This window comes from Pseudomonas morbosilactucae (assembly GCF_023241715.1).
Lineage (GTDB): Bacteria > Pseudomonadota > Gammaproteobacteria > Pseudomonadales > Pseudomonadaceae > Aquipseudomonas > Aquipseudomonas morbosilactucae.
The window spans coordinates 35,376-59,586 of the sequence record NZ_JALQCW010000030.1; the positions used below are offsets into that span (position 1 = coordinate 35,376).

The window sequence follows — 24,211 nt, forward strand, 5'->3', positions numbered from 1 at the left end:
GCCGGCTCCTACAAGGGACGCTCTGCGTCCCAGGGCGTATCACTGATACTCATCCGCCTTGGTTTCAATGAATTTCTGGAGCCAGTTGGCAATGTGTTGAATGTCGATTTCTTCACCCTGTTCAGCCCGCTTCAGCAGCAGGGTGAGCACGCCAATCTGCAAGCTGGTTTGCCGGTAACGCAGCACTGGGTCGACGCCGAACTCATCGTTCACCTGCATCCAGGCCAGCCCGGGCACTTCGGTGACCAAGGCGTCGCCCAGTGCTATGCCCATGGCCTCCCAGGCCGGTTCATCGGTCGCGGCCAGGGTCTGGCTATCGACCATCTGCTGCAACAGCGGGAAGTCGGCTCCGGTGCCGGTGAGTACAGCCCCGGGAAACAGGCTGGCAATCAGTTCGCCGAGCGCTGCTCGCAAGCCGTGCATCTGGGCCAGACGGTCGGTCGGGATGGGTTCGAAGGTCGCAGCCGCAGGTTGGGAATCAGACATCAACACGCTCCATGAAAAAAACACCCTTCGCGAGAACTCCGGCCCTCGCGGGTCGCTACTATCGGGTTTTTCCCCAGCGCTTTCCAGCCCCCCCGATGCCTCTAGACAGGACGCAGCAGGGCAGAGGGCAAGGCCTTGCCGATCGAATTTCAAGTGAGGGTAGGCAGCGGCCAGGTGCATTTAACCGCCATCGGTTTATGGCTGTGGGCGGGTTTTGAATGGAATGCAGATAAGAAAAATGGCAGGGGCGGCTGGATTCGAACCAACGCATGGCAGGATCAAAACCTGCTGCCTTACCGCTTGGCGACGCCCCTGTAGCTGTTGCGACGTTACTTGCGTGTGCTGCAGCCCGGGGAGGGCCTGTGCAAGAACGGGCGGAAATTTATCAATTTTTACGCCGCCTGGGAAGCCCCTGCGAATAAAAAATAGCTTTGAAAACAGCTGTTTAGTCCGGGGCAGGGTAGCCGCGGGTCAGTTCGACGACGTTTTCGCCCCTGTAGCGCTTCAAATGGCCAGGTAGCAGGGCTGGGAATCCTTCAGCGTTGCGGCGGTTTTCAACGCCTGGCGGATAGCCCGCAGCTCATCGCCCAGCAGTCTGCGCCGACCCAGGTCGTGGAAGTGGCCTCCCGGGTCAAGGTGCACCGACAACAGCCCGAACACCGCGTCGTCCGTCACCTCAAGGATCAACTCCATCATGCTTTCCCCGCCGCCACTGCCCGTCAGGTAGGTCAGCCCCTGCACCTCGGCACGCCTGCAGCCACGCAATCTATCCCAGCTCAGGTGCGAGCCGTGCGCAGTGCCGACGCTTTGCAACTGCCAGGCCCCCGGGTCTTCACGCTGTGCCCGAAGGGCCGGCAATAACGGCTCACAGGCCAACACCTCAAGCGGGTATTGCTGCAGCCCTTGATGGATCGGATGCATGGGCCGCGAGGGCGCCAGTGCCGGGCCGATGACGTTGACCTGCAACAGCTGGCTCTGGCCGATTTCCGACGGCTGTTCATCCCAGCCGTTAAGGTCGGAAACCGGCGGGCACCAGATCAGTTGCAGGGGTTGGCCCGGCACCAGGCGCTCCTGGTTATCGAAGAACGCCGAGGTGGCTTGGCCCACTGCCGGTAGCAGGTCGTTCAACAGCAATGGCGTTGCGCTGTAGTCGATGCCTTGCTCGGCGGACCAGAACAGCGGGCGTAGGGTTTTTATCGTGGCAGGCATGGGGGCGTAGGGGGTGGTGATTGAGGTCGCCGATTCTTCGGTATTGCGCCGTGATTGTCACGCTGGGATGGCCGGGGGAGAGGGGCTGCCGCGCTCCAGGCAAAGGGTGGCGTTGAGGGGGTGCGCGCGAATGTGGGGCGGAGTGTGGATTTATAAAATCATATTCAGTGAAAATGCCGCCTGCTGCCGATGCCCGCGCCCTTGACCAGGACGCCGCAGCTTCACCGAGTGTGATGGGAATCCACACCATTCATTGATCAGGAGGATCAGTTTCCCATGCACCGACTTGAGCATAACGTCGACAACCAGTGGCTGCCGTACAGTCATCCGCCCATTTTTCAGGTGGCCGCGATTGGCCAGGGCCAGCGCATTGTTGCAGCTGTGCCGGGCTCCGATCCGGAGGTGGTGACCCGGCTGGTTCGCTGCCTCAGCGAGCCCTTTATCCTGCTGTACATCCTCCACACGCCTCGCGGAGGAGAGGGGGAAGCCGGTCGTTATCAGAGCCCGGAGCTGACGCGCCAGGAGTTTGAAGCCTTCATCAACGAGTTCACTCCCTTGCTCTCCAGCGACAGTCGCTTTGATCTGTGGGTCTATGCGCCCGAGGAGAACGCCACCGTGGCCTGGGACCGCCATGACTTGCTTTACGCCTACGGCCCTCTTGATGCCTACACACGCGAGCTGCGGGCCCTGGGCTTCAGCCATGGCCAGCCGGAAATGCCCGTGCCCCACGCGCACAACTATCATGCAAAACTCGATGACCTTTCCAGGCAGCTGATCAACCGGTTCGAATGGCGCCACTCGCCGTTGCGTCCGGAAGATGAGCAGTAACGGCCCGGCAGCGGGGCGGCTGGAGGCCGCTCCACACCCCCTTACTGTGAACCGAGGACCACGCTGGCAATCACCTTCCAGGACTTCTGGCCGGCTGGCAATATCGGCTCGCCGCTGAAACGGTAGGTGCTCATGGCCTGCAGCACCGCCTGGTCGACGGGGCTGTTCCCCGAACTCTCCAGCAGTGTGAGTTTTGGCGTCGCGGCATCCTGGATGTATTCCAGCTGGAACTTCAACGGTTTCAGGGGCGGCACAGGTTGGAGCGTCTTGGACAAGGTTTTTTGCGTGGTTTCTATCTTTCTGCGCAGCGTGGCCCGGGTGCCGCTGACCCAGACTTCGTTGACGCGCTGTTGTTGTTCGCTGTTCAGCACCAGGCTTTGGGCCCGCAGCCGTTGAATGCCCTTCCACGGTTCATCTTCGCTGTACTTCAAGGCACGCAGGTACAGCGCCAAGGCGCCCTGAAGATCCCGGGGGCCGCCTTTGCCATCCTCCAGAAGCCTGGCCAACTGAAACTCGCTGCGGGGGTTGCCCGGTTTGGCAGCAGCGCGCTGATAAAACGCCCTGGCCTTGAAATAGTCCGGCGGTTCGCCGACCCCGTCATCGGCCATGCGACCGAGCTGGTAATAGGCGGACGGGTCCTGGTCGGCCACGGCCTGGTAGAGCGCTTTGGCCTGGGCCGTGTCCTGTGCCACGCCATGGCCACGTTCATAGAGATCGCCGAGCATGAGGGTGCACACCGGGTCGCCGTTTTTGCTGAGCGCTCGGATGTAGTCGAGCTGTTCTCGGGTGATGGACTTCTGCTCGCGCACGCCCCAGCAACGTAGGCTGGACAGGTCATCCGGCTGAGCCACGGGAGGCGGCGGGCTGCTTTGGCAACCGGCAACCAGGCTTGTGAGCAACAGCAGGCCAAGGGTTTTACGCAGGGGGCTCATCCGTTGAATTCCCCCAGATAATCCAGGGTGGCGGTGTTCTCGGGCTGACGCTGATTGGGGCCGGAGGTCGCTGAGCGCTTGTCACCGTAAATCGACTGGCTGCCCACCAGGATGAAGTGGCTGAACGCTTTTGTGGCTCGGGAGCGCAGCAGGGCTTTTTGCGCCTCGCTGCGGACCAGGGAGTCGAGGTAGTCGACGCAGGTGCAGAGCTCGACGAAGTCCGAGTCCATGTAAAAGCCCAGTTCCTGATTCAAGCGCCAGCTCGGGTTGCGCACTTCCCAGGCACTGAACTCGGCATCGCTGGCGTCCGCCGCGGGTGCCGGTTCCCACTGTTCGAAGGCAAAGCGTTCGGCCTCGGCGTCATCCGCGAAGCGGGCGGCGAACAGGTGGAAAGCGAAGTAGGCGTCGTGTTCTTGCATAGCGTGATGGGTTCCTTTCCATGGCCGCAGTCGGGTGTGCGTCCGGGGTCAGACAACGCTGGCCCGTTGCAGTAGGCTGACGTGGCCAAAGCCGGCGGCGTTGAGGCGTTCCACCAAGTCGTGCCGCGCGGCGGCGCCGCCACTGCGCACGTAATCCAGCTCCGACGCGGTAATCAGCACCACCGGCACCAGGGTCACGGGGGACAGGGGCATGTCTTCCAGGCGGGTGGGGAAATCCGGTGCGGGGCCGCCGATCAGCACCCCGGCGCAATCGTCGGCGCTGACAAACTGCGCCGGCAGTTGCTCGCTCATGGCGTGGGACTGGCTGAAACCCGGCAGTTCCAGGGACAGCACCGTGTATTTCTCCAACTGGTGGTTGATGCCGCCGGCGTCGGCCACGGTATTGGCCACGTGCTTGAGCAGCTCGAACGTCCAGCTCTGGGCAAACGGACTGATGTCGCCCAGGGGGCCTTGGGCGTGGGCGGGGATGTCCGGGGTTTCGACAAACAGCTCCATCTCGAAGCCGTTGCCCAGGTCGTCGCCTTCGACGCCGTCGAACGGATCGCTGAGGCCTTCGGTGGCGAGAAGGATGCGGTTGTCGCGGCGCACGATGCGATAGGCCTGGCGGGTCGAGGGCCAGTCGGGGCCACCCATGAAACTGGGGCTGATGGCAAAGCCCAGCACGTCCGTCTCGCAGGTGCCGACGGCTTGCCAGTGACGGTCGAGGCAGGCACCACTGGCTTCGCGGGCGGCCAGGTTGGCCTGTTCGGCCGGGCTCAAATCGAAGGGCTGGGTGCTGTGGCTGGAGGTTTCAGGCTCGCTGGCCACCGTTGGCGGCAAGCTCGGTTCGGCGGTGGCTGGCGAGGGCTTTTTAAAGGCGTTGAGCAGTTTGTCGAGGAAACTCATCGGGCGATCCTTGCGCAGGTGTGGCGTCGCCAGGGGCAACGGAGGGTGTTGAGAGCGAGACGCATTGTGACGGCTCGGGCTAGGTGAGAAAACACCCAGGCGGTTTGGTTCCACGATGGGGGTTGTCCGAGTGGCCGATTCAGCGGGCGCCAGCCTTTGCTCCTGGACTGCGGCTTGCCTTTCAAGGGCCCACCCGTTGAAAATCCGCGCCTGCCCACGGTTTAGGAGAGGTGATCACCATGCGGTACCCGAAGACGTTGAGCCCGGAGTTTTCCGGAGCGCTGCGGACATTCAGCTTTTGGATCGCCAACGGCAGCGTGGGTTATCCGCTGCTGGAAGGCATCGACTATCGAAGCTGCCTGGGGGAGGAGCCGAGCATGTTGGAAATGGCCTACGCGATCTTTGCCAATGTGCTGGAGATGGATGAGCAGGGCGTACCGGTCAATGCCAAATACGCGGAGCACAGGGCGGCGCAATACATTCGGCAATATTGTGACCCTGGGTACAGCGCGCTGCCCGAGTTCCAAGCGTGGGAACAAGAACTGTATGGGCCGCCGGACAGGGAAGATGTGAAGCCCTGGCCTGCGGGTAGCCGCGTCTGACTGGTCTGGCGTCTGTGCCGGACCTGCCCTCGTTAAGGACGATGACATGCCATTGATTTCGCAACGTGTAGCGCTGGCCCGCCAGGGTGCCAACGATAAAGTGATTTGCCGCATGGCCTCGGGTTGGGCGGTCATGGGCGATGTGCAATTTCTGCCGGGCTACTGCCTGTTGTTGCCCGACCCAGTGGTGGCCAGCCTCAATGATCTGGACGCCGAAGCCCGAGCCACTTACCTGCTGGACATGGCACGCATCGGCGATGCCGTGCTACAGGCCACTGGGGCCTTGCGCATGAACTACGAAATTCTCGGCAATTCCGAGCCGGAGTTGCATTGCCATATCTTTGCGCGCTACGCCTCGGAGCCGGAAGGGAAACGCACGATGCCGGTATGGTTCTACGACTGGAAAAACGCGCCGCCCTACGTCGAGGAAGAGCATGGCGCCTTGCGCAAGAAGATAGCCCGCCTATTGGCGGGCTCAGCGTAGCCGCACGGTGTATCAGCGGGCTGCTGTGGTCCACTTGGCCCGTGCGGTGTGCAGCTTTTTATAGCTGTCGATCAGCCGCTGGTGACGGTCCAGGCCTTCCAGTTGCAGGCTGGTCGGGGTCAGGCCGTAGAAGCGCACGCTGCCGTTTACCGAACCGATCACCGCGTCCATCCGCTCATTGCCGAACATGCGGCGGAAGTTGACCTCGTAGTGCGCCAGGTCCAGATCGCTGTCCAGCTCCACTTCCAGCACCGCGTTCATGGCCTGGTAGAACAGGCCGCGTTCGACGGTGTTGTCGTTGTATTGCAGGAACATTTCCACCAGTTCCTTGGCCGGGTCGAACTGTCCCAGGGCGACGTGGATCAGCAGCTTCAGCTCAAGGACCGTCAACTGGCCCCAGGGCGTGTTGTCGTCGAACTCGATGCCGATCAGGGTGGTGATGTCGGTGTATTCGTCCAGCTCGCTTTCTTCCAGGCGCTGCACCAGTGACCGCAGGCCGTCTTCGTCGAGGCTGTGCAGGTTGAGGATGTCGTCGCGGAAAAACAGCGCTTTATTGGTGTTGTCCCAGATCAGGTCGTCCACCGGGTAGATTTCCGAGTAGTCCGGCACCAGGATGCGGCAGGCTGTAGCGCCCAGGTGCTCGTACACCGCCATGTAGACTTCCTTGCCCAAGCCTTCGAGGATGCCGAACAGGGTGGCGGCTTCCTCGGCGCTGGCTTTTTCCCTTTCGCTGAAGCCGCTCTGGCTGGTGAAGTCCCATTCGACGAATTCGAAGTCCGCCTTGGCACTGAAGAAGCGCCACGACACCACGCCGCTGGAGTCGATGAAGTGCTCGACAAAGTTGTTCGGCTCCATCAGCGCCTGGCTTTCGAAGGTCGGCTGCGGCAGGTCGTTGAGGCCCTCGAAGCTGCGGCCCTGGAGCAGTTCGGTGAGGCTGCGCTCCAGCGCCACTTCCAGGCTGGGGTGCGCGCCGAACGAGGCGAACACACCGCCAGTGCGCGGGTTCATCAGGGTCACGCACATCACCGGGAATTCACCGCCCAGGGATGCATCCTTGACCAGCACCGGGAAGCCTTGTTCTTCCAGGCCCTGGATGCCCGCGAGAATGCTCGGGTACTTGGCCAGCACCTCTTGGGGCACGTCCGGCAGGGCCAGCTCGCCTTCGAGAATCTCGCGCTTGACCGCACGCTCGAAGATTTCCGACAGGCACTGCACCTGGGCTTCGGCCAAGGTGTTGCCGGCGCTCATGCCGTTGCTGAGGAACAGGTTCTCGATCAGGTTGGAGGGGAAATACACCACCTCGCCGTCCGACTGGCGCACATAGGGCAGGGAGCAGATACCGCGCTCGATATTGCCCGAGTTGGTGTCGTACAGGTGGGAACCCAGCAGCTCGCCATCGGGGTTGTAGATGCCCAGGCAGTACTCGTCGAGCAGTTCCTTGGGCAGCGCATCCTTGCGGCCCGGCTTGAACCAGCGCTCGTCCGGGTAATGCACAAATGCCGCGTTGGCGATCTCTTCGCCCCAGAACTGGTCGTTGTAGAAGAAGTTGCAGTTGAGGCGCTCGATAAACTCGCCCAGCGCCGAGGCCAGGGCGCCTTCCTTGGTCGCGCCCTTGCCGTTGGTGAAACACATCGGCGACTGCGCGTCGCGGATGTGCAGCGACCAGACGTTGGGCACGATATTGCGCCACGAGGCGATCTCGATCTTCATCCCCAGGCCGGCGAGAATCCCCGACATGTTGGCGATGGTCTGCTCCAGGGGCAGGTCCTTGCCGGCAATGTAGGTGCCTTCGCTGGAGGTCGATTGCGGCATCAGCAGCGCCTGGGCATCGGAGTCGAGGTTTTCCACTTCCTCGATCACGAACTCAGGGCCGGTCTGCACCACCTTCTTTACGGTGCAACGGTCGATGGAGCGCAAGATGCCCTGGCGGTCCTTGGCGGAGATGTCCGCCGGCAACTCCACCTGGATCTTGAAGATCTGGTTGTAGCGGTTTTCCGGATCGACAATGTTGTTTTGCGACAGGCGAATATTGTCGGTGGGGATGTTGCGGGTCTGGCAGTACAACTTGACGAAGTACGCCGCGCACAAGGCCGAAGACGCCAGGAAATAGTCGAACGGCCCCGGCGCCGAGCCGTCGCCCTTGTAGCGGATAGGTTGGTCGGCCACCACCGTGAAGTCGTCGAACTTGGCTTCAAGTCGAAGGTTATCGAGAAAATTGACTTTGATTTCCATGGGGGTACCGACGTGACGAGGCAAAAAATTGGTCGGCATTATCCGGTTTTTTGCCGGCGAAGTGTTGTGGTTTTCGGCACGGAGCGCCGGCCGGGCCTGGAGGGGCGCCGGGGTAGGGGCTTTGCAGGGCAGACGACCGCCCCTCGATAGAAGGCTTAGGCGCCGGGGTTGTGGCTGCGAACCTTCTTGAGCACCTGTGCTGCGAGCTCCTGAACGCCTTCTTCTCGGTCCTCAGGTGTCGGCTCATACGCCAGGCGCTCAAGCTCCGGCTCCAGGGCACGTGCCAGCGCCGGGCATTCGCCGACCACGCCTTGAATGACCCAGTACTTCCACAGGCTGTCGCCCGAGGCGAAGACGGTGCGGATAGGCGTCGCCAGCGGGGCTCCGATGCCCGCTAGGAATGGCTGAATAACCCGCGCGACCGGCCAGTTGATGTCTTGCAGCCACTCCAGCAGCGCTGGCAACACCGGCTCGACCGCTGGAAATCCAAGGGCCACGAGCTTCGAGGCGGCGTCAGTATCCAGTTTGTGCGCAGGAAGAAGAGGGGGGAGGTGCATGGGCTCGATGCCTGATGTTTGCGTTGTGCGGCATCATCAAGCGACTAGATGCCCCGTGGGACGCAGAGTATGCACAGAGATAGCCCAACGGCCTATCAAAGGCATCGGGTTGAATATTGTTAGCTGATATCATCCGCGCATTAAAAAATGCCGAGTACCGCACCATGAACCGCCGTAAAAAACTCAATCAGATATTGAAAGCCAACGCCAAAAAAGCCAGCGCCAAACTGGCCCCCAAAAGCAAGCCCAAGTACATCAGCAAAGCCGACCGACTGAAACTCGAAGCTGAAGCCAGCGTGGACCCAAGCACCTCCACGCAGAGCTGACCCACCGACCCCAAGCCGCGACGCCCGTTTGGCAGGAGAGCCTCAATGGACCTGAAGTTCAGCCACGTCGATGTACTGGTCAACAACCTCGAAGAAGCCTGCGCCTACTACGCGCACATCCTCCAAGCCCGAATCTCCCAAACCCTGGTCTGGGAGCGCGGCGGCCTGCACGTGCGTTACGCCATCGCCCTGATCGGCCAAGAGCGCTTCATGCTGGTACAGCCCCTGGCCGGCAACCTGAAAGACCTGCTGGACGCCTCGGGCGAGGGCATGATCTACCGCCATTGCTATTCGACGCCGGATATCGAAGTGGCTTACGACGAACTGATCGCCGCCGGGGTGCAGCCCGAGGATGAAAACGGCAAGCCATTGGCGCGTGACAGCCTGCAATCCCCGTCCGGCGGGCGGATTATCTGGCTGCCGAAGCGCTTTGGGCACTTTTCGATTGAGATATTGGAGGAGGGGGCGTTGGAGGCGTTTGTGCAGGGGGCGTTTGTTTGAGGGGGATGGATAAGAGGCGGATTACCGCCCGTAGCCGCCGCTCACGTTCTGATAGATCCGGGGTGATTCACTGATAGTCGTAACGGGCGATCACCGCTTTGATTTCGCTGATACGGGCCACCTGCCTCCGCAGTCTCCATCGTGCTCAGGGTGCTTGACCCTGAAGGGGCTATAACCCTCACGCTAGTAGCCCGTTCGTCCCTACTAGGAATTCATCATGGACAACCGCATCCCTCCGCCGCTGGTTGCTATCCTGTTCGGCCTGTTGGCGTGGTTCGCTGCTCGACACTTGCCGGGCACCTTGGAGCTGACCATCGAGTGGCGCATTGGCCTGGCGCTGGGGGTGTTGCTAGCGGGCGTAGCTATTTGCCTGGCCGGCGTGCTTTCCTTCCGCCACGCACGTACCACGGTCAACCCGCTGAAGCCGGAAACGGCCTCGGCTCTGGTCAGCTCGGGCGTCTACAGATATACACGCAACCCCATGTACTTAGGCTTCGCCACGGCCCTGATCGCCTGGTCAATCTTTCTCGCCTGGCCGCCAGCCCTCCTGGGCGTGCTGGGCTTCGTGATCTACATGAACCTCTTCCAGATCGGCCCGGAAGAGCGGGCCCTCGCCAGCCTTTTCGGGAGTGAGTTCACGCAATACTGCAGCCAGGTCAGGCGTTGGCTCTAGAAAAGGCAACGTCTGCCATGGGCCGATGGACGCCATTGGCAAGCGAGTCAGGGATAAGACATGACACAGAGGGTGCGGTCGTGAACGTTAACAATCTGCAACTCCCCGAGGCGTACACCGCCCTCGCATCAAAGCATCAGGCCTCAGGTGGGTTTTGCAACTTAAGGCTTGCAGGCGAGCACGACGCCTTCGGCAACTTTTTAGAAACTGAATTGGCTCAGATTTATATTGATGAGTTTGAGCTGGCCGCCAAAACAAAACAGCTCAACGAGTACTTTGCACTCGATGGGTGCTACGGTGATTCCGCGATTGAAAGTAGTCATCCGGGAGCAATTGCCGACATTACCGACTTCACAAAGATTGTGTGCTTTGGCATGGCTGCCGATGGAAGTCAGTTTTGCTTTGACTTCAGGAATGATAAGGCGGCGCGTCCGTTATCTGGTGGGATGATGATTACTGGCGCAAGATTTCAAATGATTTTGAGGAGTTTATTTCTCTGTTTTTATAACAATATTTTTATTTGGTGGTTGAGTTTTTGGGGTGGTGGGGGGATTTCCACTGTTTGAGTCGTTCCGGATTTCTTCGAGCTCGGGGCGCTGCTTTTGGTCGGTAGCTGCAGCTCATGAACGATCGCTTTCGGCCAAAAGCGGTCAGCGAGTGTCTACAAAGTCTGGGGCGATTCACCATCATCGGAAATAGCGTGCTGCTCGTCGCCTCAGATCGCATCACGCTCAAACGTCGATTGCTGTATGCACATATAGCTTTAGAGTTTCCATACCATGCCAATCGATCAAGACACCTGCGAGTAGTTCGGATGCCCTACGTCCCTGGAAATGTACCAACACCAGTGCGCCCTGCTTGAGGACGAACTCATCCAGGCTGGGGCGAAGTTGCGTACAACGAGAGCCAATGTTACTGGCCTTGTTCAGATGAACGACCTGCTCGCTACTGAGAAGGCCGCCGCAGAGGCAGAACTGCGGGAAGCCCTTGGACACATATCATCCATGGCTATGAGGCGTCCGAAAATGTGAGTTTTCGCCCCATCGACCTTGTTACCGAACAGCGCGACCACCTGTTCAGGGAGAATCAACGGTTGCTGATGGAACTTAAAGTGCTCAGGGGGCCAAAACTCTGACGTACGCTTGGCACGCCCGCAGCGCAATCAATCCTTGGTCGCCGGCGTCGGTGATGGAGATAATTCATTGAGCATGCGTTGGGGCACATTGAGTAGTGCGGGCTACGCGAGTAACGCTGACCATGCCGTGGGCAGTTTCGGCGCGCAGCTGTGAATCAATGACTCTTGCCAAGCCAGGAGCACTTGTTTTTCAAGTATCCTGCTCAACGTGATCATCTACAAATAGGATACGTGATGAAGTACTTCGGCATATTGTTGTCGACTGCAATTGCTCTCTCAGTAACATCGTTGGCGTCAGCCGCTGAACCATCGCTGCGTCTGCAACGCGCTTCAGGTTTGTGGAAGGTTACTCCGTCCACCTCGCCGTTTTCATGGGACATATGCGTCGACCATGAGAAAGACAGGCTTATAGATGACGACCTGTGGAGTGACTTCGAACAGGAGTGCAAAATCGAATCTAAAAGCGGTAACGTCGATAGCTATAATTTCAAATCACGCTGCCCTGAAGCGATTATGGCCGGATCTTTCAAAGGCGACCTTGAGAAATCTTATGTACTGACGGCCGATACGTCGTTTGAGCTAAATGGAAAAATTGAAAGACAACACACAGTGATTAATGGCAGCTTTCAGGGCGCGTGCCCGGCGGACATGGAGCCGGGTGTAAAAAAAATGCACGGAGGAATGAAGATCAATTCCCCATACTCCAATAGATGAAAGGTTCAAAGCGACATCGCTTGACGGACCTCGAATGCAGCTGCATCGATTGCCACGTGTAACGCTTAATTGTGGCTAAGGTCAGTGCCCTCGCGGCTTCCAGGCGTTCCATATATCCTTCGGGATGATCTTGAACTCGATTTTGTAAGCGCTGGTCTGTTGGGGTGACTCGACCGTAAGCGAGTCTTCAGTCTTGGCTTTTGGCGCTCTGCGTTTTCGCGGCAGCGCTTGAGTTAAGAGTACTGAACCACTTTTACGGATCGGCAGGGTAGAAGTAGTTAAAAATTATTAGAGCCAGCCTGCGTGCGACGCTTCGAGTTGGATAGTTAACTCAAGGAAGGAAATATGATTCGCTTATTGATTGCTACGTTTTGCCTAATGCTCCTCTCTGGTTGCACAACAAGCGTCAGTCCTAATGTGCGCGAGCAAGTGTGGTATTCCGAAGGAGAGAGACCAGCCACCGCCCCTTGGCACGTCTATTTGGTATTTACTGACGACGGCCATTTCATCTATTGGCGCACCGTAGAAAAACCGGATGATGTACTCAAAAAATTTGACTCCTACATGAAAGGCGCCGGTCTCGATGTTGGCAGCCCGGTGCCATACACACGAACTGAAAACGACTTAAACGCGATTTCGCGAACCCCGTTCCTAAGTAGAACGGGTGATACGGTCTACACTGATGTCCGCACCTTTAGAGGGCGCTTTGTCGGCGACGCTTTAGAAATAGATTTCGAAAGAATCACTGTCTGGCCTCCTCGTCCTACATTTTCTGAAGGCGTCAGACGATGGTCGTTGAAAAAACTTAGCTCCTTGCGAAATAAGTGAAAAGCCGAGTGTGATGGCGTCTCTTGTCGATGGAGCAGCGGCCCTGTTGGATTGAACGAACATCCTAGAGTTACTAATAAGCGATGGGTAAGCTTCGCCTGCTCCAATGGCCTTTTAACTGTCCATTACCATTGGACGCTTTTGGCCGGTTGCTGCCCGTCGTGAAGGGCAGCAACCGACCCAGAGCGGACCTCAGCATCCTGTTGTAGCGCTTTACGGCGCGTAGATATTCAGACTCAGCTCTATCCCCCTGCAAGACAGGGCGCTGAGACTCTCCACGGATAAAGATGCGCCTTGATTGCCTTGTTCCATGAAAAGTCCGCAAAACAGATCAACGTGGAATCGGCTGCCTATCGAAGCCCAGACCTCAAGGTCCTGAGTGAGCTTGTCTAGCAATTCCATGATTTGTCCGTTCAGGTCTTCAGGGCTCGACTCATTAGCTTGAAGGCTCCATCCCCCGGTAGGGAAAAGAGTGTTTGAGCCTGGTTTGACGGGTAGTCCCTTGGTTCTCGCGAACGTGGGCTCGCACCCCAAAAGCTTGGTTATCTCTCCGGCAGCAAGATCCGAACCGCTGATACGAAGAGACGCTTTTGAGCGTGTCACTGGTCCCATGCTTATCGCCTCCAGTAAAAAGTGCAACGATAGCAGTCTTTGCGAAGGGCTTGATATTGGGGCTGCGTGCTGGCGTGGTTTGAAAGCGATGATTTGAATGACTGCTCTTGGCCAGTTAGCGACCGCTGCTCTGGTTAGTCATCCTTGTCCTTCCACGCGTGCAGGACATGTGATGAACATCATCGCTACCCGCAGCCGTCAGCCCTGGAGCAAAGGAAAACTGGTCGGGTAGAACCCCCCGCTACGGTTGAGAGATATCTAGGGATTGAGGTTGATGATGCTTTGGCGATGGTGGAACAGACAAAGGTTTGACGATGTATAGCGACGGTCGAACTCGGGCTGTCGCTAACCGACCCTCTAGCTGGCGTTGGCGCCAAGCAGAAATCAACACCGGACGGCCAATCAGAGTCAGAACTAAGGCCGGGGCGATTCACGCCGTATAGACATCGCGTTCTTCCGGCTACCACACCGAGATTGGAAATATATCGCGCCGCGTATTCACGACATAAGACTCAAACCCATTTTTTTCCGGGAAGATTTTCAAGATCATTTTCGTACTGAAGGTGATGGTGAAAACCCCAGAATCATCAATTGAAAAAGCTACTACATCGAGGTTTAGAAAGTCGAAAAGTAAAGGGCTGGTGGCAGGGTCTTCACCATGTCCCCACTTGCAAACCCTATTGATGTCACAAACGAATGGGCACTGAATCAACACGCTAGCCGTATCACCAAAAAGCAGGGTCTGCGAGCCGATCCCAACCGTTACACCTGTTAGCGCGGAAGGAATCAGTTCGGCCAAATCTGAATCATTTATCATCATGTCGTGCTCAGTTCAAACAGGTGATGATTTAAGAATCATAGGCCTGAAGTGGCGATCGTTTGGTGGGTAGATCATAGGCCCATCTGTTAGGGCGGTCACCTAGGTTGACCGTCCGCTTCTGACCGAATGCAGTCATTTGTAAGCCTCTTTCTTCGCTCATAAATGGCTGACGTTGAGTTATCAAGAAGACACTCAAAAACTCCGCGCCATCTCTGGCGCGGAGCGCAACACTCAAGCCTGCAACCGCCAACTCATCACATCCAACAGGTCGCAACTATCCCGCAGGAGGATCGAGGTGACGTTGGCGATATGTCGAAGGTTCGTATCGTCGGCGTTTTTCAGTTCGCCGCGGGACAAGGTTTCCAGCAGTTGGGTGACGGCCTGTAGGCGGGCTGTTCCATTGGCGTGAAGGACGTCCAGTGGTGCGGTCTGGTCGATGAATAGGCAGGGGATCAGACAGTCGATGCCGGTGAGGGGGATGTATCGCTGGGTCATGGTGAGGCTCCGTATTAACCAAAATTGGGCAGGCTGACCTTGGCGGTCGTCCTGGGTTGTCACGTTGTTAGGGCTGTCGTTAGCAGGGGCTGGACGATGAACGCGTGACGGGTTGTTGGTTAATTTCAGGTCGCCAAACCTGATCGCCGGGTGGCCGAGTGGAGACCTTAGCGGTTGAGGTTTTGGGCGGATAGCCGGACGAATCTGTAAGTTTTGTAGGATTGTTTTATGAGGTCTGGAGGCCTGAGAACGGGCCAGCGCTACTGCGCCGTGTTCGGCCTAAACGTGTGGGGCGAGAGGCAAAAACCTGCCATTCAGGGCTACAGACTGCGGCTCACTCAGCGTATCTTGGCGGCCCGCATTCTTGCCTCAATGGCGCAAGCGTGTAAGGAGTTGATTGGAGCGGCCGATACAGGGTCGGCCAACAAAAAACTGATGGTTAGTTTCAGGGGCGCGGCCAGCAGGGTTCGGGTTTTTCCACACCATAAACCTCTCTCACACACTGCGGCCGTACAGGGCGCTAAAGGAGAGGCCATGGGCGTGGTCCCTTGGCTTAATCGTCAAGCATCATCACCAACAAGGAAGCACTAAAAATGCAAAATCAAGGACTGGAATACGCGGGCTTTTGGGCAAGAACGGGCGCTTCAATTATCGATACGATCCTAATGATGCTGATAACAACGCCTCTTCTTGTATCGATATACGGTTGGTCTTACTTCACCTCGGAAGACCTGGGTATCGTCGCAGGTCCGGGTGACTTCTTGATCTCGTGGGTTTTACCCGCTATTGCAGTGATACTTTTCTGGATTTTTAAACAAGCTACGCCAGGGAAGATGGCAATCTCGGCAAAAATAGTCGATGCCACAACCGGGGAGCCCGCCAGTACTGCGCAATTGGTAGGCCGTTACTTCGCGTACTTTGTCTCTATCGTTCCTCTGTTTCTGGGGCTGTTCTGGGTGGCCTTTGATAAACGCAAGCAAGGCTGGCATGACAAGCTTGCGGGAACAGTGGTTATCAAAAAGGTAAACACTGGGCCAGAGCCGGTGCGATTCAACAACGTTCAGTAAGGCTCGCAGCCCTTCACTGTGTCTAATCGAGGGCGGGCATAAGCCTCGCCCTGGATTAAATGTCAGCCAACGTCCGTTATGGACGTTCTCTCCGTTTTCCTCGCTTCATTACTCAATCCCCCGAACTCAGCACCGCCCTTAACAACGCCTGCGCTTCGCGGGTCACGCCTTTGCTGATCATTTTTGCCGGCAGGCCTGAGTGGTCGAGAAACAGGTCGCGCAGGTGGTTAAAGGGGGCGGGGACGCCGTGGTACAGGCGGCCGAGGAAGCGGGCGAAGGCGGTGGTCTGGTTGGTGTAGTCGACTCGTTGGTCGTCGTAGCGTTGCAGCCCGGCCTGCAGCGCGTTGGGGTCGCTGAGGTCGCGGCCTTTGAGGTAGCTGGCCAGGAAGTGGGCGTCTTCAATGGCCATGCCGGCGCCGTAGGCGGCGTAGGGCGAGGTGGGGTGGGCGGCGTCGCCCAGGATGCTGACGCGGCCTTTGGACCATTGTTTGAGCGGCTTGCGGTATTTCACCACCCAGCGGAACAGGTTGTGGGAGGTGTCGGTGGCTTCCAGGATCTGTGGCACGGGGTAGGCGAAGTCGCTGATGCGTTCGCGCACGTAGCGGGCCGGGTCGGCGGATTCGGCTTGGTGTTCGGTGCATTTTTCGACGAACCACCATTCAAAGCAGTCTTTGCCTTTGTAGCGAAGGGGGGCGTAGCCCATTTGGTAGGCGTGGTTGTGCTGGATGACGATTTTCTTGCGTTCGGGCCCTTGCAGTTCGCACCAGCCCAGCCACACGGCGATGCCCAGGTGTTTGAGTGCCGAGGGGCCCCACAGTTGTTCGCGGACCTTTGACTCTAGGCCGTCGGCGCCAATCACCAGGTCTGCTTCGTAGCTCTGGCCCTGGGTGAAGTGCAGCCTGACGCCGGCCTCATGTTCGCTGTAATGGCTGAACTCGTGGTTGGCCACAACCATGTCGGCCGGCGCCGCCGCCAGCAGGCGTTCATAGAGTTCCGAGCGCATCATGCCCGACTGCCAGCCGCTGACGCCGGCCTGTTGCATCAGCTCCATATCGATGTCGAAGTTGACGCGAACCCGGCCGTCATAACGCCGAAACTCGGGCAGGCCGGCGGCGAAGATGTCGTCCACCTGCACGCCCAGGTTGCGCAGGATGACGATGCCCGTGGCGTTGAGAATGATGGCGCCGCCCAATGGGCGCAGTTCGGGGTGGCGTTCGAACACCTTCACGTCAAAGCCGGCTTTATGCAGGGCCACGCCCGCTGCGAGGCCGCCGGGGCCGGCGCCGATAACGGCTACGCGCTTGCCCTTTGTGCCCAGGCTGATGGGGGTGTCGAGGTTGGATGCACTCATCTGTTGGTACCTTTTTTGTTGTTATGTCCGTCGTTGGCGCTTCAGCGCTACGCGGGGTCAACCTTAGCGACGCCGGGCCAGCGTGCGCCAATCGCTTCCTGCGTTATCAGGTATCGCCAAGCGCGATCCCAGGTATCTGGATTATTCGTTTGAACTGTGAACACGCACGCCGTTTTGCGCGCGAGGCTGCAACGACGTTTCTGGTGGCTAGGTTCCCCGTGGGAATGCCGCCGGGGGCGTTCCGCGTTCCGCCCCCGTCACCCCGCAACCGCTCACTCTCCCAAGGCAAACGCCACCGCCGCGCGGGCGTGCAGTTCGGTGGTGTCGAGCAGGGGCAGGGGGCTGTGTTCGGGTTTGACCAGCAGGCTGATTTCGGTGCAGCCGAGTATCACGGCCTGGGCGCCGCGGGCTTGCAGGGCGGCGATCACCTCTTGGTAGCGCTGGCGTGAGTCGGGGTTGATGACGCCCACGCACAGTTCGTCGTAGATGATTCGGTGCACGGCTTGGCGCTCTTCCGGCTCGGGCACCAGGACCTTGAGGCCTTGGGCGGCCAGGCGCTGTTTGAGGAAGTCCTGCTCCATGGTGAAGGCGGTGCCCAGCAGGCCGACGGTGGTCAGTTGCAGGTCCAGTGCGGCCTGGCCGGCCGGGTCGGCGATGTGCAGGAAGGGCAGGCTGACGGCCGCCTGTATGTGCTCGGCCACGCGGTGCATGGTGTTGGTGCAGAGCACGATGCACTCGGCGCCCCCGGCCTGGAGGCGCTGCGCGGCGTCCACCAGGATCTGCGCCGCGTCGTCCCAGCGCCCAGCGTGCTGGGCCTGTTCGACCGGCCCAAAGTCGACGCTGTACATCAGCAACTGCGCCGAACGCAGCGGTCCCAGGCGGTCGCGCACCTGCTGGTTGATCAATCGATAGTATTCGGCGCTGGATTCCCAGCTCATGCCGCCAATCAGGCCAATAGTGCGCATGGGGTGTGGCTCCTGTCGTTGACTGTTTGTGGTGGGGCCGAAGGCGGTTCATCCAGGCGTGTCCCGTGGCCCTGAAACCAGGGCGTTTTCATGGTTTTCTGGCCGCGTATGTCTCGCCTGTCAGCCTGATGACGCCTTCTTTGGAGTCGACGTGGGTGATGCTGTTTATCACCACTTTAAGGTCGCTGGCGTTCGGGAACAGGGAAAAGAACAACTCGAAATACAGGTAGTCCTGGACCAGGCGTGCGGCCAGGTCGGGGTGGCGTTTCAGGAGTTCCCTGAAGCTTGGGTAGTTCAGCGCTGCAAGCTCCGGGATGTCGATAAAGCCTTGGGCCTGATCGTCGGTTTTGCATTCGGCAGTAAAGGTGTCGGCGCATTCCAGAAAGCTGTGCGGCAGATCGCTGTGGTTGATGCACAGCTCATAGGGCGTTGCCGGGGTTGTCGGTGCCTCGCCGAAGCCCAGGCTGCGATAGCTGACGGTTCGTGGGTCGATGACGTGACCGGCTGAGGTGAACTTCATGATGGGCTTCCGGGTGGCGGCATCCATTCGACAGCCGTGCGGAGGCCGGCTTGGTAGTCGGAAATAAGCTGGGCGAGGTGCGGGTTCATGGGGCTGGGCGTTGTGGTCAAGGGGACAGACGATTTCAGAGATGGCGGCGCGATACAAGTTGTGAGTGCGCTTGCTGCGGGATTTTCGCCGCGTCATTGGCATCACGCCCGCGCTTGGATGGTCGAAATTTGGGTGCAGACCGTGCGCCAGGTCCTCGCCCTGACCCCGGGCCCGTACCGTTTGCGGTATTAAGCCAACGCCGGGCGGGCGCATCTGCCATGATCGGCCCCTGCGACCGGCAGTATCTGAAGGTCGAGGTTGAGGAATCGCGCAATGGACGATGTACAGCAACTGGGCGAAATGCTCAGGCACTACGCGCAAAGCGAAGCCCACAAGAAGCAAGTATTCGATACCCAGTTCCAGGCCTGGGGCACCCGCATCGGCGAGCTGTTCGGGCTGATCGAACAATGGCTGGCACCGGTGCGCATGCCCGGCCTGCTGGAGTTCAGCCGCGACCCTTATGTGGCGTGCAGTGTCGGTTCGGCGCCGGAGGCCTCGATCTTCAAGACCGAGAAGCTGACCATCCAGATTGCCGGCAAAACCGTGGAAATCGTCCCGGAAGTGATGGGCACCAACGGCCAGATCGCACTGGCGGTGATGGGCCTGACCGCCGCCCGTTATGGCAGCGTGTCCCTGGTGTTCGACGCCACCGGCATCTGGCAATGGCGCAAGACCAACGGCCTGCAGCCGCCGGACACCTTTGTCTTTGATGCCAATTTCCTGGCCTCGCAACTGCAAAGCCTGATCCCCCGCGAACGCAGCTAGCCCGGGCTGGCGTTCTCAGTCGGGCGCCAACACACGCAGTGGGTAGTGGCGCTCGGCAACCTGCCCGGTGCATTGGGTGCCGGCCGTCATGCCATACACCGTAAAGGCATAGTCGCCGGCTGTGGTCGGGCGGCCGCTGAGCTCGGCATCCCCTTCGTCGGGCCGATAGGTCAGCGTCAGGCCAGGGGGCAAGGGCGTCTTCGGGTCGACGTAGAGGCCGGTCGGCCGCCCCCCCGTTAGCGTCAAGCGAATGGCCAGCGCTTGCCCCTGGAGCACCGGGGGCAGTTGCGCGGGTTCGAGTGTCGGGCTGCTGCGCAGGTAGCAGCCGGGCAGAAAGGCCAACGCACAGCCGTTGAGGCTCAGGGCCAGGCCGGTGATGGCAAGCGCCGTCAGCAAGGTACGCATGGCACAGAACTCAGCAGGGGTGGGCGCGGCATGCTAAAGCACGGGCCTCGGGCTGACCAGGGTTGCCGCGCCACCCAGCGTTCCCGCTTGTGCCTCAGGCCTCGATCTCACCCCAGCCCGGACGGGGCGCAGGCGGTGCCACGGCCTGGACCTTGCGCCCGGTGGCCAACTCGACCCGGCGCGCCACGTCCGGGTCGTCGGCAAAGGGCAGCAGGCTGGCCTCTTCCAGGTGTTGCGGGCTGTGCCGGGCCAGGCAGTACTCGACGATCAGGTACAGGCTGGCCACCCCCAGCAGGTTGAGTAACGCGTCCATGTGCTTCGTTCCTCCAGGGTCGGTTCAGGCGATCTGCGCTTCGCTGGCGGCCAGCCGTGGGTCGGCCACGCGCACGGTGCGCCAGGTGTTGTAGGCCATCAGCAGCATGCCGCCGAGGAAGAACACGCCGCCGGTAAAGCGCACCACAAACCCCGGGTGGCTGGCCTGCAAGGCTTCGACAAAGGAGTAGGTGAGGGTGCCGTCGTCGTTGATCGCGCGCCACATCAGGCCCTGGGTGATGCCGTTGACCCACATCGAGGCAATGTAGAGCACGGTGCCGATGGTTGCCAGCCAGAAGTGCAGGTTGATCAGCGCGGTGCTGTGCATCTGCGCGCGGCCGAAGACTTTGGGGATCATGTGGTAGGTGGCGCCAAAGGTGATCATCGCCACCCAGCCCAGGGCACCCGCGTGCACGTGGCCGATGGTCCAGTCGGTGTAGTGGGAGAGGGCGTTGACCGTCTTGATCGCCATCATCGGCCCCTCGAAGGTCGACATGCCATAGAAGGCCAGGGACAGCACCAGAAAGCGCAGGATCGGGTCGGTGCGCAATTTATGCCACGCGCCGGAGAGGGTCATCATGCCGTTGATCATCCCGCCCCAACTCGGCGCCAGCAGGATCAGTGACATGGCCATGCCCAGGGACTGGGCCCAGTCCGGCAGCGCGGTGTAGTGCAAATGGTGCGGGCCGGCCCAGATGTACAGAGTAATCAGCGCCCAGAAGTGCACGATGGACAGCCGATAGGAATACACCGGGCGCCCGACCTGCTTGGGCACGAAGTAATACATCATGCCGAGGAAGCCGGTGGTGAGAAAAAAGCCCACCGCGTTGTGCCCGTACCACCACTGCACCATGGCGTCGGTGGCCCCGGAATACACCGGGTAGGACTTGAACCAATCCACCGGGATCGACAGGTGATTGACCACGTGCAGCATGGCGATCACCAGGATAAAGGCGCCGAAGAACCAGTTGCCGACGTAGATGTGCTTGGTCTTGCGCTGCACCACGGTGGTGAAAAACACCACGGCGTAGGCCACCCAGACCACGGCCATCCACACCGCGCCGGTGAATTCGATCTCGGCGTATTCCTTGGTGGTGGTGTAGCCCAGGGGCAGGCTGACCAGCATGATCACGATCACCGACTGCCAGCCCCAGAAGGTGAAGGCCGCCAGGGTGTCGCTGTACAGCCGAACCTGGCAGGTGCGCTGCACCGCGTAGTAGCTGGCGGCGAACTGGGCGCTGCCGGCAAAGCCGAAAATCACCAGGCTGGTGTGCAGCGGGCGCAAGCGGCCGAAGGTGGTCCAGGGCAGGTCCAGGTTCATCTCGGGCCACACCAGTTGCGAGGCGATCCATACGCCCATGGCCATGCCGATCACGCCCCAGACCACGGTGGCCACGACGAATTGGCGCACCACCTTGTAGTTGTAGGCCTGTCCGATTGTTGCTGTGTTCATGGTCAATGCTTCCACGGTTGCGAAGTCTTGCCAGGCCACCCGGTCTGGCACGAGGCGCACTGTAGAAAGCCGGGCAAAAACAAAACAGGCTCAGAAAAACGGCATTAATGCGGATCAGATCCGTGGCCTGTTCACAGCTGTGGGGCAGTGTCTGATATGGTTTTTTCGTCTTTACCTGAATCTGTAACCACCTGAGCCGCAGGTGCATAGTCGCCCCCTCGTACAACGCGCCGCAGAGCACGATCAGCACTGATGAGGTAGGCCCATGTATCAATACGACGACTATGACCGCGCCCTGGTCTTTGAACGGGTGGCGCAGTTTCGCGATCAGGTCGAACGCTTCCAGGCGGGGCAACTGAGTGAGGAAGAGTTCTTGCCGCTGCGCCTGCAGAACGGCCTGTACATGCAAAAGCATGCCTACATGCTGCGGGTGGCGATCCCCTACGGCACCCTGAGCGCCACGCAGATGCGCACCCTGGCCGGCATCGCCCGGGACTACGACCGTGGTTACGGGCACTTCACCACCCGGCAGAACCTGCAGTTCAACTGGATCGAACTGGACCAGGTGCCGGACATCCTCGAGCGCCTGGCCCAGGTGCAGATGCACGCCATCCAGACCTCCGGCAACTGCGTGCGCAACATCACCACTGAAGCCTTCGCCGGGGTCGCCGCCGATGAGTTGCTGGACCCGCGCCCCCTGGCCGAGATCCTGCGCCAGTGGTCGACCATCAACCCGGAATTTCTCTTCCTGCCGCGCAAATTCAAGATCGCCATCTGCTCCGCCGAGCAGGACCGGGCGGCGATCATGATGCACGACATCGGCCTCTATCTTTACCGCGACGCCGAGGGCCAGATGCTGCTGCGGATGATGGTCGGCGGCGGCCTGGGGCGCACGCCGATCCTCGGTTTGCAGATCCGTGAAGGCTTGCCCTGGCAGCACTTGCTGTCCTACGTCGAGGCGGTGTTGCGGGTCTACAACCGGCACGGCCGGCGCGACAACAAGTACAAGGCGCGGATCAAGATCCTGGTCAAGGCCCTGGGCATCGAGGCCTTTGCCGCGGAAGTGGAGGAGGAGTGGCAGCACCTCAAGGACGGCCCGGCCCAGCTCACCGACGACGAGTACCGGCGCGTGGCCGATGCCTTTGTGATGCCGGTCTACCAACGCCTGTCCGACACTGACCTGGAGTACGGCAGCCGCCTGGCTGAGCACCCGGACTTTGCCCGCTGGGTGGCGCGCAACGTGCAGTCGCACAAGGTGCCGGGCTACGTCAGCGTGGTGCTGTCCACCAAGCCCGGCATCAGCGCGCCACCGGGGGACGTCAGCGCCGAGCAGATGGACGCGGTGGCCGACTGGTCCGAGCAGTTCGGTTTTGGCGAAATCCGCATCGCCCATGAGCAGAACATCGTCTTGCCCGACGTGCCCAAGTCGAGGCTGTTCGCCTTGTGGCAGCAGGCTTGCGAACAGGGCCTGGGCAGCGCCAACGTCGGTTTACTGACCGACATCATCGCTTGCCCCGGCGGCGACTTCTGCGCCCTGGCCAACGCCAAGTCGATCCCCATCGCCCAGGCCATCCAGCAGCGCTTTGACAACCTGGATTACCTCCACGACCTGGGGGACATCAGCCTGAACATCTCCGGCTGCATCAACGCCTGCGGTCATCATCACATCGGCAATATCGGCATCCTCGGCGTCGATAAAAACGGCAGCGAGTGGTACCAGGTCACCCTCGGCGGCGCCCAGGGCAAGGCCAGCAGCCTGGGCAAAGTGATAGGGCCGTCTTTCAGCGCGGCGCAAATCCCCCAGGTGATCGAGCGCATCATCGGCACCTTTGTCCGCTACCGGGAAAGCGACGAGCTGTTTATCGACACCCTGCAGCGCATCGGCCTGGAGCCGTTCAAGGAGCGGGTCTACCCCAAGGCGCTGGAGGCTTCGGCATGAACAACCTGTTGCGCATACAGGACGGCGCCGCCACGCGGGTCGAGGATGACCCCTGGACCCTGGTTCGCGAGCGGCCAAACGATGAGCAGAGCGAGCTGCCGGGTGAACTGCCCGGGGGCCCGCTGATCCTGCCCCTGGCCCTGTGGCTGCAGCGCCGCATCGAGCAGCATCCGGCACGGGACGGTGTGTGGCTGGGGCCCGACGATGAGGTGGAACGCCTCACGCCCTGGTTCGAGCAGGCGGCGCTGATCGCCCTGGACTTCCCCAGCTTTCGCGACGGCCGCGCCTACAGCCAGGCCTATCTGCTGCGTACGCGCCTGGGCTGGAGCGGCGAGCTGCGGGCCATTGGTGATGTGCTGCGGGACCAACTCAGCCATATGCGCCAATGCGGTTTCGACAGTTTTGCGGTGCGCGCCGACAAGTGCGCCGACGACGCCCTCAAGGGCCTGGCCGGCATGAGCGTGCTTTACGGCCGTTCGGTGATCGAACCCAGGCCGTTGTTCCGCCGGCGTTGAGCCCGCGTCACAGCCCATACCCCGCAATGATGTCATTTTGCTATATTGGCGCCCGGCCGAAGGACGGCCG

The 24,211-nt window shown here is 60.1% G+C and carries 29 protein-coding genes and 1 tRNA gene; 13 read left to right on the forward strand and 17 right to left on the reverse strand.

Translation table 11 applies throughout. The features are described 5' to 3' along the window. Positions 1–39: 39 nt before the first annotated feature. From M1B34_RS13255 to M1B34_RS13265, 3 genes are all read right to left on the reverse strand, one after another. Positions 40–486, reverse strand: a complete 447-nt coding sequence (locus tag M1B34_RS13255; protein WP_268265361.1) for a DUF3806 domain-containing protein — start codon at positions 484–486, stop codon at positions 40–42. Between the two features lie 239 nt (positions 487–725). Further along, positions 726–800 (reverse strand) — tRNA-Gln (locus M1B34_RS13260). Positions 801–990: 190 nt separating this feature from the next. Next, positions 991–1,695, reverse strand: a complete 705-nt coding sequence (locus M1B34_RS13265; protein WP_268265362.1) for a hypothetical protein — start codon at positions 1,693–1,695, stop codon at positions 991–993. A 276-nt stretch (positions 1,696–1,971) separates the two neighbouring features. Here M1B34_RS13265 and M1B34_RS13270 point away from each other — a divergent pair, with 276 nt between their 5' ends. Then, on the forward strand, positions 1,972–2,523 hold the full coding sequence (locus tag M1B34_RS13270) for a hypothetical protein (RefSeq protein WP_268265363.1): 552 nt from the start codon (positions 1,972–1,974) through the stop codon (positions 2,521–2,523). Positions 2,524–2,564: 41 nt separating this feature from the next. Here the strand turns inward: M1B34_RS13270 and M1B34_RS13275 are convergent, their stop codons facing one another. From M1B34_RS13275 to M1B34_RS13285, 3 genes are read right to left on the reverse strand one after another with little or no spacing between them, the layout of a single operon-like run. Further along, entirely contained in the window at positions 2,565–3,455 is an 891-nt protein-coding gene (locus M1B34_RS13275) for a sel1 repeat family protein (RefSeq protein WP_268265364.1), read from the reverse strand. Next, on the reverse strand, positions 3,452–3,874 hold the full coding sequence (locus M1B34_RS13280; RefSeq protein WP_268265365.1) for a hypothetical protein: 423 nt from the start codon (positions 3,872–3,874) through the stop codon (positions 3,452–3,454). Before M1B34_RS13280 ends, M1B34_RS13275 begins: the two co-directional genes overlap by 4 nt. Before the next feature lie 48 nt (positions 3,875–3,922). Then, on the reverse strand, positions 3,923–4,780 hold the full coding sequence (locus M1B34_RS13285; RefSeq protein ID WP_268265366.1) for a suppressor of fused domain protein: 858 nt from the start codon (positions 4,778–4,780) through the stop codon (positions 3,923–3,925). Between the two features lie 239 nt (positions 4,781–5,019). Here M1B34_RS13285 and M1B34_RS13290 point away from each other — a divergent pair, with 239 nt between their 5' ends. Then, the gene (locus M1B34_RS13290; protein ID WP_268262557.1) at positions 5,020–5,382 is read left to right on the forward strand and encodes a DUF7677 family protein; all 363 of its coding nucleotides are present in this window, start codon (positions 5,020–5,022) and stop codon (positions 5,380–5,382) included. 46 nt (positions 5,383–5,428) lie between these two features. Further along, positions 5,429–5,866, forward strand: a complete 438-nt coding sequence (locus tag M1B34_RS13295; RefSeq protein ID WP_123332482.1) for an HIT family protein — start codon at positions 5,429–5,431, stop codon at positions 5,864–5,866. Positions 5,867–5,878: 12 nt separating this feature from the next. Here the strand turns inward: M1B34_RS13295 and M1B34_RS13300 are convergent, their stop codons facing one another. Together M1B34_RS13300 and M1B34_RS13305 are read right to left on the reverse strand one after the other, a co-directional pair. Further along, a complete protein-coding gene (locus M1B34_RS13300) occupies positions 5,879–8,098 on the reverse strand; it encodes an OsmC domain/YcaO domain-containing protein (RefSeq protein WP_268265367.1) in 2,220 nt (739 codons plus the stop codon). A gap of 155 nt (positions 8,099–8,253) precedes the next feature. Continuing rightward, a complete protein-coding gene (locus tag M1B34_RS13305; protein WP_268265368.1) occupies positions 8,254–8,655 on the reverse strand; it encodes a DUF5071 domain-containing protein in 402 nt (133 codons plus the stop codon). Positions 8,656–8,819: 164 nt separating this feature from the next. Here M1B34_RS13305 and M1B34_RS13310 point away from each other — a divergent pair, with 164 nt between their 5' ends. The 6 genes from M1B34_RS13310 to M1B34_RS13340 all read left to right on the forward strand — a co-directional run bounded on the left by M1B34_RS13310 (position 8,820) and on the right by M1B34_RS13340 (position 12,832). Then, positions 8,820–8,981: a DUF2986 domain-containing protein gene (locus M1B34_RS13310; protein ID WP_268265369.1), complete on the forward strand. Its 162-nt coding sequence runs from the start codon at positions 8,820–8,822 to the stop codon at positions 8,979–8,981. Positions 8,982–9,026: 45 nt separating this feature from the next. Beyond that, positions 9,027–9,482, forward strand: coding sequence for a VOC family protein (locus M1B34_RS13315; RefSeq protein WP_123332488.1), 456 nt, complete (start codon positions 9,027–9,029; stop codon positions 9,480–9,482). Positions 9,483–9,699: 217 nt separating this feature from the next. After that, positions 9,700–10,155: a methyltransferase family protein gene (locus tag M1B34_RS13320; protein WP_123332490.1), complete on the forward strand. Its 456-nt coding sequence runs from the start codon at positions 9,700–9,702 to the stop codon at positions 10,153–10,155. 80 nt (positions 10,156–10,235) lie between these two features. After that, a complete protein-coding gene (locus tag M1B34_RS13325) occupies positions 10,236–10,721 on the forward strand; it encodes a hypothetical protein (RefSeq protein WP_268265370.1) in 486 nt (161 codons plus the stop codon). A gap of 803 nt (positions 10,722–11,524) precedes the next feature. Continuing rightward, positions 11,525–12,004 (forward strand): DUF3617 domain-containing protein, encoded by a 480-nt coding sequence (locus M1B34_RS13335; protein WP_268265371.1) that lies wholly within the window; start codon positions 11,525–11,527, stop codon positions 12,002–12,004. A 345-nt stretch (positions 12,005–12,349) separates the two neighbouring features. Continuing rightward, positions 12,350–12,832, forward strand: a complete 483-nt coding sequence (locus tag M1B34_RS13340) for a hypothetical protein (RefSeq protein WP_268265372.1) — start codon at positions 12,350–12,352, stop codon at positions 12,830–12,832. Between the two features lie 213 nt (positions 12,833–13,045). Here the strand turns inward: M1B34_RS13340 and M1B34_RS34070 are convergent, their stop codons facing one another. The 3 genes from M1B34_RS34070 to M1B34_RS13350 all read right to left on the reverse strand — a co-directional run bounded on the left by M1B34_RS34070 (position 13,046) and on the right by M1B34_RS13350 (position 14,759). Next, positions 13,046–13,444, reverse strand: coding sequence for a DUF4279 domain-containing protein (locus M1B34_RS34070; protein ID WP_425273513.1), 399 nt, complete (start codon positions 13,442–13,444; stop codon positions 13,046–13,048). A gap of 460 nt (positions 13,445–13,904) precedes the next feature. Beyond that, the gene (locus tag M1B34_RS13345) at positions 13,905–14,243 is read right to left on the reverse strand and encodes a hypothetical protein (protein WP_268265373.1); all 339 of its coding nucleotides are present in this window, start codon (positions 14,241–14,243) and stop codon (positions 13,905–13,907) included. Positions 14,244–14,495: 252 nt separating this feature from the next. Next, complete coding sequence (locus M1B34_RS13350) at positions 14,496–14,759, reverse strand: short-chain dehydrogenase (RefSeq protein WP_268265374.1); 264 nt, start codon at positions 14,757–14,759, stop codon at positions 14,496–14,498. 593 nt (positions 14,760–15,352) lie between these two features. Between M1B34_RS13350 and M1B34_RS13355 the strand changes: the two genes are divergently transcribed. Further along, the gene (locus M1B34_RS13355; protein ID WP_268262566.1) at positions 15,353–15,826 is read left to right on the forward strand and encodes an RDD family protein; all 474 of its coding nucleotides are present in this window, start codon (positions 15,353–15,355) and stop codon (positions 15,824–15,826) included. Positions 15,827–15,938: 112 nt separating this feature from the next. On the opposite strand, the gene M1B34_RS13360 is transcribed toward M1B34_RS13355, so the two are convergent. From M1B34_RS13360 to M1B34_RS13370, 3 genes are all read right to left on the reverse strand, one after another. Continuing rightward, positions 15,939–17,177: an FAD-dependent oxidoreductase gene (locus M1B34_RS13360; protein WP_268265375.1), complete on the reverse strand. Its 1,239-nt coding sequence runs from the start codon at positions 17,175–17,177 to the stop codon at positions 15,939–15,941. Between the two features lie 272 nt (positions 17,178–17,449). Continuing rightward, entirely contained in the window at positions 17,450–18,142 is a 693-nt protein-coding gene (locus M1B34_RS13365; protein ID WP_268265376.1) for an aspartate/glutamate racemase family protein, read from the reverse strand. An 88-nt stretch (positions 18,143–18,230) separates the two neighbouring features. Next, entirely contained in the window at positions 18,231–18,689 is a 459-nt protein-coding gene (locus M1B34_RS13370; protein WP_268265377.1) for a hypothetical protein, read from the reverse strand. A 336-nt stretch (positions 18,690–19,025) separates the two neighbouring features. Between M1B34_RS13370 and M1B34_RS13375 the strand changes: the two genes are divergently transcribed. Beyond that, complete coding sequence (locus M1B34_RS13375) at positions 19,026–19,517, forward strand: hypothetical protein (protein WP_268262570.1); 492 nt, start codon at positions 19,026–19,028, stop codon at positions 19,515–19,517. A gap of 15 nt (positions 19,518–19,532) precedes the next feature. Here M1B34_RS13375 and M1B34_RS13380 read toward each other — a convergent pair whose 3' ends face one another. The 3 genes from M1B34_RS13380 to ccoN all read right to left on the reverse strand — a co-directional run bounded on the left by M1B34_RS13380 (position 19,533) and on the right by ccoN (position 21,687). Next, positions 19,533–19,922, reverse strand: coding sequence for a hypothetical protein (locus M1B34_RS13380; protein WP_268262571.1), 390 nt, complete (start codon positions 19,920–19,922; stop codon positions 19,533–19,535). Between the two features lie 94 nt (positions 19,923–20,016). Next, on the reverse strand, positions 20,017–20,235 hold the full coding sequence (locus M1B34_RS13385) for a cbb3-type cytochrome c oxidase subunit 3 (RefSeq protein ID WP_123332518.1): 219 nt from the start codon (positions 20,233–20,235) through the stop codon (positions 20,017–20,019). A gap of 24 nt (positions 20,236–20,259) precedes the next feature. Further along, positions 20,260–21,687 (reverse strand): cytochrome-c oxidase, cbb3-type subunit I, encoded by a 1,428-nt coding sequence (gene ccoN / locus M1B34_RS13390; RefSeq protein WP_268265378.1) that lies wholly within the window; start codon positions 21,685–21,687, stop codon positions 20,260–20,262. Positions 21,688–21,952: 265 nt separating this feature from the next. Here ccoN and M1B34_RS13395 point away from each other — a divergent pair, with 265 nt between their 5' ends. Then, positions 21,953–23,626 (forward strand): nitrite/sulfite reductase, encoded by a 1,674-nt coding sequence (locus M1B34_RS13395; RefSeq protein ID WP_268265379.1) that lies wholly within the window; start codon positions 21,953–21,955, stop codon positions 23,624–23,626. Beyond that, positions 23,623–24,141: a DUF934 domain-containing protein gene (locus M1B34_RS13400; RefSeq protein WP_123332524.1), complete on the forward strand. Its 519-nt coding sequence runs from the start codon at positions 23,623–23,625 to the stop codon at positions 24,139–24,141. The genes M1B34_RS13395 and M1B34_RS13400 overlap by 4 nt, the downstream gene beginning before the upstream one ends. Positions 24,142–24,211 lie beyond the last annotated feature (70 nt).